Source organism: Moorena sp. SIO3H5, assembly GCF_010692395.1.
GTDB lineage: Bacteria > Cyanobacteriota > Cyanobacteriia > Cyanobacteriales > Coleofasciculaceae > Moorena.
Genome location: NZ_JAAHHS010000390.1, coordinates 1 through 7,049 on the forward strand (window position 1 = coordinate 1; position 7,049 = coordinate 7,049).

Consider the following 7,049-nt stretch of genomic DNA (forward strand, 5'->3'; position numbering starts at 1 on the left):
TCTGAGCATCTAGCTGCCTTTCATGGTTACCATGGATGTAAAAGGCTTGAGCCCCTCGCAGGGAACCGTTAAAGGCATTACCATGGATTTCCAAGGCTACGTCACCAGGCACAGCATTGGCATTGATCCATCGAATCGTGTCTCGACGACTGAGAGAGTCAGGAACAACAATACAATCTACTCCCCGTAATTCCAGCTCTTTAACAATTTCATTACGGGTAAGTATCATTTCCCGAGATTCTGTTGTGCCTAAAGCCACTACTCCCGGGTCTTTGAGGTCATGACCAGCGGAAATTATAATACGTGCCATGGGTTGGTTTCTTCTCCTTAGTTTACCATTTTTGGGTCGGAAAATAATTCGGTAGATTGCTTTAAAAAGTCGTGCTAATAGCTTACGCATTTCGCATTTAAATTATCAGTTACGGAGAAACAATCAATGAAACCATCAATGATGATTTAGGAATGATGAATACCTCTGGAACTTGTTAATGAATCATAGATTTTTTTGCCATTGACCATTACCATTCGGTTAGGGTCAATGGTGTTCAATTAAAGTCCCATTTTGGCACGGGTTGCTGGGCCGACAATTCCATCTGCATCTAAACCATTTTGTTGTTGGAACTGCTTTACAACTGCCTGGCTACCTGGTCCAAAGACACCATCCACATCCAGACTATAGCCTGCTTTGGCCAAGGCTTGTTGAATAGCAAGCACGTCTTCTCCTTTCATATAAGGTCGGCTTAGGCGCAGTACCCGAAATTGTATAGACTTCTCAGATTCTTTCTTGGAGGGTACCGAGATCGAAAACCCTTCTGAAAAACTATTGTTTAGTCGTCTCTCGGTTGATGGTCCGTAGGAACCATCTTCGGCAATCCGGTCATTGATATTATAGCGGTTCCAAACTCGCTGGAATGCCCGCACTGCTAGGGCGCGAATGTCTCGGGTACCTCTGCCTACGTAGTCGAAATGAACTGGGTCTCCCCAACCGAGCCATCGCCAGCCGTACTTCTGGAGGTAAGGTCGCCAGCTCAGGTAATCTGAAATATCAATGGCTAGACCACTTTGGTGATTACTTCGAGACGGACGGGCAGCAATGGGAATACCGCAACGGCGATTTCTGTAGTGGTTATATAGTATTAATTGCTGCGCAATGGTCCGATAGGCTGAATTAATTACCATGGGAACGCCCCGGTCTTGAATAGCACGTTCGAGGGCTCTTTTGGCAGCGGGTTGGAGCATAGCCCAGACAGCAGGACCTAGTTGCACATCTAAATCATCAAAGCTGATTAGTACATTTGGGATAAGTCGGTTCATTTCATCAATAATCTGCTTGTCTAGCCCCCGAACCACTTCTGTAGAGCAGGAGGTAACATTTCTGACCTTGATGGATATTTTCTTGGGGAACAACTGCTTGTCGTCATCCCAAACTTCCACATGGGGTTCGTAGACGTACCAGGTATTCTTGCCATTAAATTGATCTTTGGTCAAAGCAATCCGCAGGTAAGACTTCTCTTCTTTGAGGTCTACCCAGCTGTGCAGCTCTAGTTCCCTGCCTTTTTTGACCCAAACTTTATCCTCTTCATTTTCGATCTTCTGGCTGGGTACGGGTTGCTGTTTTAGGAAGGTATCATGTACGATTTTCAAAGATAAGACCATCAGTTTCCCTCATAGATGAAATGGTGGCAGTAGTCGTGATTAGTGAGTCGTGATTGGTGAGTGGTAATTGGTGTTTGTCACTTAAAGTAAACTCCTGTGTAGGAGGAGTGATTAGGACGTTTCAAGCTAGCTGTTGTTAGCCCTACCAAACTCAAGACTCTTCCACTATATATTCATATTCAATACTAGAGCCTGGGATTACGGGCAAATCCTTGGCAAAATTGGGCAGAATCCTCCGCTTATAACAGTTAGAGTCAAGAAGATATTAATGTCCTTGGTTAGTTCGACAGGAAACAGCTAATGACTGGGTTACCATGCCCAATCCCTGTTAATGCAATCAGCATCTCACCATTAAGTCATATTATGTCTGCTTTAAGAATTCCTCGGAAAGGTGTAGTAAAATCAGGGGATAAAAATTTTTATTGTTTGTGCCAGTTATTAAACTGGCCTATTATTTAGTAACAAATTACTAATTTGTGATAATCAGCAACTATTATAATAGTTAGGGCGCACGTTTGTGCGCCCTAAAAATAGCGTTAATTTTCTGATGGAAGCGCTGTCTGTTGTTGAGAGCACTTCACTTCCCATCAATTAAGATTATTCCATGATCTCAAACATAGCGATCTGCGAGAATTTCCAAAGCACGGTCTGAGCATCCCATTAACCACAGGTTTGACATCCCGGTTTTCTCCCCTAGCAAAATTCGCCGTCTACAGCGGAAGGTTTCTTCTTCCAAGTAGGCTCCTAGCAAGCTTCGTTTCAGGGAAGGACTCCAGATACCGGTACGTCCATGGAGCACTCGCCAGTTGTTAACTACTAACACCTGTCCGGGAGTCAGTAGAAATTCGGCATTATAGTCAGGATCTTGTAACAGTTGGGAAAATCTTCGGTAGGCTGCCAATAGGTCTTGAATTTTATCGTAGGAAACCTCTAGGGGTATCCTGGTGTTGTGGTTATACCGAATCTGATACACTTCTCCATTTTCATCCAAGTTAATTAGATGATTGCGCCGGTAAGCTTCCCATTCGTATTTCCGAGCGCTGGAATCATTTTCCGATAGTTTCTCCTCCACAGACAGTCGTCGGCGACCTGCTGGTATATATTCTGTGGTAAGTAGCTCAAAGAAGTAGGGGTTTTCGGTTTTGATTACCTCTGCTAATTTGAAACCATCAACGACAGTGGAATAGGCTTGTCTATCGTTATCCGGGTTGTCGTAGAGGGTACATTGCAGAAATTGGATTCCAGTGGGAATATCGTAGGCAGTAACGTCTGTATGATTTCTTAAACGTCCCAATTGATAAGAATGTTGGATAGCCTGAGCAACTGCGTTCTTTCTATCCATAGTAAATACATTGGTGGGATGATAACGTTGCCGTAAAGGCCCCACCCGTTCAATTAATGCCCGAAAGCTTTGTTCGTCATTTGGAGCATTCTCAATTACTGCTACTCCTAGTTCGACGAGCTGATTCAGGTAGGACAATAAAAAGTCGTCATCATTCATCACCTCATGATAATCAAAATAGGGGATAGACACTGATGCATCCCAAAGTTGAGTTTTTGATTTTTGTTTAAGGGCTGGGTCATCGTAACAATGAACTCGTAACCAGGAAGGATCGAATACACTGTGATGCCCTGTTTCCTGACCACCCCAGACAATATCCAAATTGCCTTCACGATCAATTGTGACCTCTTGAGGAGTTGGGTTTAGGGGCATTTTGAGGAGGTCATGTCCGCTATTGAGGCTTAAGGTATCTCGCTGAAAGCATTTAGGACAGCGACAGCTATCTAGGAGCCAGAGATGATGGTAAAAGCTTTGATGGCCATCTTTCCAAGTGATCTCTACACCATTGTCATGGGTTGCTATGGATTCGATGCGAAAAGCAGGTTTGAGTTGTCGAAGTAGCGTGGTCATTTTAATTTCAAGCTCCTATGTATTAAGCTCCTATGTATTTGGTTTCTTTAGATTGTGGTGCGGTCTGCGAGCATTTCTAAAGCACGGTCTGAGCATCCCATTAACCAGATATCTGACATACCGCTTTTTTTGCCAAGTAACAGTCGCCGTCTGCTACGGAATGTTTCTGGTTTCATGTAGGCTCCCAGTAAAACTCGTCGCAGCTGAGGATTGTGAATGGCGGTACGCCCGTGGAGTAATCGCCAGTTGTCGTTAACTAATACTTGTCCCGGAGCGATCAGAAATTCGGCGTTATATTCAGGAGCTTCAGCAAGTGCTGTAAATGCTTGGTAGGCTGCATATAAGTCTTGAATTTTATCAGGGGAAACCTCTAGTGGCACTCGGTCTTTTTCATGGTGACGAATCTGGTAGACTTCACCGGTTTCATCTAAATTAATTACATGCTGGCGATGATAAGTTTCCCATTGATACTTCTTGGTGCCAATTTCATGCTTAGATACCTTTTCTTCTACACCCAGGCCACGGCGACCTGTTGGCACATACTCTGTGGTCAGCAACTCGAAGAATTTTGGCTGTTGGGTTCTGAGAACTTCGGCAATTTTGAACCCATCCACTAGGGTAGAATACGCCTGTTTGTCATTGTCTGGGTTGTCGTATTGGATACATCCGAGAAATTGCAGTCTGGGAGGAACGTTGTAAGATACATGGTCTGTGTGATTATGTAAACGTTCCATATACTGATAGGCGTGGTGAATATTTCCTGCCAGTTTGTTTGCTGTATCCAACCTAAAGATATTGGTGGGATGATATCGTTGTTGGATCGGTCCAATCCGCTCTATCAGTGCCTGAAAACTCTCTCGATTCTTGGGGACGTTGTCAATGATGACTACTCCCAATTCCAGCATCTTGTCCAACCACAGCAACAGTGCCCAATCGTCTTTCATCACTTCGTGGTAATCGAAATGAGGGATTGACACTGATGAATCCCACAGTTGGGGTTTTCGTCGCTGTTTGAGGGCGGGGTCTTGTTGACAATGAACTCGCAGCCAAGATGGATCGAATACACTGTGATGTCCAGGTTCTTGACCGCCCCAGACTATATCCAAATTGCCTTCACGATCGATCTTGACCGCTTCAGTTATGGGATTGAGTGGCATTTTCAGGGGGTCATGTCCTTCCCCTTCTGAGCTGTTAAGGCTCAATGTATCCCGCTGGAAGCATTCGGGACAGTGGCAAGCATCCCGCAGCCAGAGGTTATGGTAAAAGCTGTGATGACCATCTTTCCAAGTGACTTGTACACCGTTGTTGGTCACTGCAACTGATTCGATCCGAAAAGCGGCTTTGAGTGGCCGAAGTAGGGTTGTCATGTTTCACCTTTATCTTTTGTTTTACTTGGTTTCCATTTATTTGAGGACTAGGCTTGAGCCCCCACCATTACCTTTGACTTAGAGGTCAATAGTGTGCCGTTAGTGGTTTGATAGCCGTTGTATTCTAGTGTCTCTCCATTAGGGGTGAGAGTAGGGGTCAGAGTCTGGTAAAACACTTCCTGACAGCAGTTGTTTTCATCAGCAATCAGTACCCGCGCTTGGTGTCCACTACTCAAAATTTCAGCGCGATCGGCGAAGCCGCGCCAAAGGCGATCGCTTGCCCAGATAATCAAAGTATCTCCCTGTTTGCACAGTATTGAATGAATTGAAATTGAATTGACTTGAACTCAATTGACTTGAACGACTCTATTTCTCGACTTACCCATTGGGATTTCACAATCTCTGTTTGAGATTGCTATACAATCCCTTTACTAATCACCAAAAAGCTAAGTTACTTCGGTTAATCAGTGATTTATCAGTCTCGAAATACGGATTTTGTATCCTCTACCATGATTACTAAAATAGGCTATTTTTAAGAGCTATTCAGTAATAGAAGTTGACACATTTGTCTTGATGCAGTCGGTCATGGGGGTTTCCACCAAGACCGTAATGGTGCCCTTGACCCGTAATTAAATTCGCCACGGGTCGCACCTCTGCTCTGTTTCTATCTATTCCGTCATGTGTTGGCTATCTATGTTGTCAGTTTTGTTCAGGTTTACGAAGGGGAATCTTTAGACAAGTATCTTGCTCCTTCAACAATAGACAATCTACTGTAGCATAGATACTGCCTTGTTTATTTTTATAGACTACCTCTCCAGACAGTGGTAAGGGAGCTGTGTGCCATACTCCAGGATGAATTGATATGCCGTAACTACCATCGGAGTAAAGGGCTACAAAATCTTCTGGTTTGACATTGTCCCCAGGAGGCGCTAATAAAAAAATGCTAGGTTCACCATTTTTAGGAATAAAAGCTTCTCCTGCATCTAGATGGGCGCTAAGCCAATTCACTAGCACATAGTTAGAGTTAGTGTCAGGATCAACCACAGCCTTTCCTGCTGCCCCACCGCGAGCATTTTTATGGTCAGCGGAAAGCACGGTAGAACCACGCCAATATACTTTGAATTCGTCTTCAATAAATGTACCATAACCCCCTCTAGCAATAAGAGGTCGTTTTCCTGGGTTTGGCCATTTACACAACTCTATTTCAACATCTTCAAAATCCGTGAATACAGTTCCTAATCCTTCAGCATTTTTTGAGTTCAGCTTTTTTAATGGAACGTCATAATATATGCATGGTGTAGCCATGATTTCCCCTTAAACTATCAGCAATTAGTGCTTTTTCAGCACTAGAGCAACCATTGGTTCTGTATGAAGCTTCTCCCACCTGGCTATCGCCGTTCGCTTAGCGTGGCCTATGGCCAGGTGGGAGTGTCCTATGCACACCTTAGAACTACGAAGCGTCCATAAGTCACACAGACAAGCCCAGCTTCTAGGCGGTCGTCCAGAACTTTTGCTGGAACGACCCTCGTTGTCATTTCTGCGAACGAGCTTAAGTACACCTCTAGCCCCGATGTTGTAAGCGCCATTAAGATCGGCATTGAATAGCTTAGCTGAAGGGAAGGTTGCTAGGGCATAATTCCTTGAATCACGTCTAACCGTGCCAGAACCGTCATAGGCAAGCTTTGAAGTATAGGCAGCTACAACTTCTATTACCTTTCCACCCAACTCAGTCCACTTCATCTGTGTAAAGTCGCGAATTTTTGCTTTGAGCCATCCGTGAAACCTTTGTCGTAGATTAGACCGCTTCCGTCCACCTTTTGGTTTCCATCCTTTGAGGTTCTCAAATACGACCGCTTCAGAATTAAATTGTTCAGCAATCTCAACAATTCGCTTTGAGACAATGTGACCAATTTGGGTGTTGATTCTTTGGCATTTTTGATAGGTTTTAGAACAAAAACCTTTATGAAGTCTTCCGCCCTTACCCATAGTCTTAGACGCCCGCATAGATACGGATTTTAGTCGTTTGTCCCGACGGTCTATGTCTCTCCCAGGATGTATAAACTCCCTGTGGATTACAGTGCCGCTATGGGTCACAACTGCTATTGTTGCGGCAG

Annotated in this window: 7 protein-coding genes; all 7 read right to left on the bottom strand. The window is 44.3% G+C overall.

From position 1 onward, the window contains the following. A partial coding sequence (locus tag F6K52_RS29125) for an N-acetylmuramoyl-L-alanine amidase (RefSeq protein WP_293086934.1) occupies window positions 1-310 on the bottom strand: 310 nt, incomplete at its 3' end. A gap of 239 nt (window positions 311-549) precedes the next feature. Beyond that, the gene (locus tag F6K52_RS29130; protein WP_293086939.1) at window positions 550-1,656 is read right to left on the bottom strand and encodes a peptidoglycan-binding protein; all 1,107 of its coding nucleotides are present in this window, start codon (window positions 1,654-1,656) and stop codon (window positions 550-552) included. 610 nt (window positions 1,657-2,266) lie between these two features. Further along, window positions 2,267-3,568, bottom strand: coding sequence for a TauD/TfdA family dioxygenase (locus tag F6K52_RS29135; protein WP_293086942.1), 1,302 nt, complete (start codon window positions 3,566-3,568; stop codon window positions 2,267-2,269). A 47-nt stretch (window positions 3,569-3,615) separates the two neighbouring features. After that, complete coding sequence (locus F6K52_RS29140; protein ID WP_293086945.1) at window positions 3,616-4,935, bottom strand: TauD/TfdA family dioxygenase; 1,320 nt, start codon at window positions 4,933-4,935, stop codon at window positions 3,616-3,618. 47 nt (window positions 4,936-4,982) lie between these two features. Continuing rightward, window positions 4,983-5,228: a hypothetical protein gene (locus F6K52_RS29145; RefSeq protein WP_293086947.1), complete on the bottom strand. Its 246-nt coding sequence runs from the start codon at window positions 5,226-5,228 to the stop codon at window positions 4,983-4,985. A 406-nt stretch (window positions 5,229-5,634) separates the two neighbouring features. Then, window positions 5,635-6,240, bottom strand: a complete 606-nt coding sequence (locus F6K52_RS29150) for an ureidoglycolate lyase (RefSeq protein ID WP_293086949.1) — start codon at window positions 6,238-6,240, stop codon at window positions 5,635-5,637. Window positions 6,241-6,264: 24 nt separating this feature from the next. Then, a partial coding sequence (locus tag F6K52_RS29155) for an IS200/IS605 family accessory protein TnpB-related protein (protein ID WP_293086952.1) occupies window positions 6,265-7,049 on the bottom strand: 785 nt, incomplete at its 5' end.

Coding starts and splice junctions, on each gene's coding strand:
- F6K52_RS29130 (WP_293086939.1), bottom strand. CDS start 1,656: ATGGTCTTATCTTTGAAAATCGTACATGATACCTTCCTAAAACAGCAA.
- F6K52_RS29135 (WP_293086942.1), bottom strand. CDS start 3,568: ATGACCACGCTACTTCGACAACTCAAACCTGCTTTTCGCATCGAATCC.
- F6K52_RS29140 (WP_293086945.1), bottom strand. CDS start 4,935: ATGACAACCCTACTTCGGCCACTCAAAGCCGCTTTTCGGATCGAATCA.
- F6K52_RS29150 (WP_293086949.1), bottom strand. CDS start 6,240: ATGGCTACACCATGCATATATTATGACGTTCCATTAAAAAAGCTGAAC.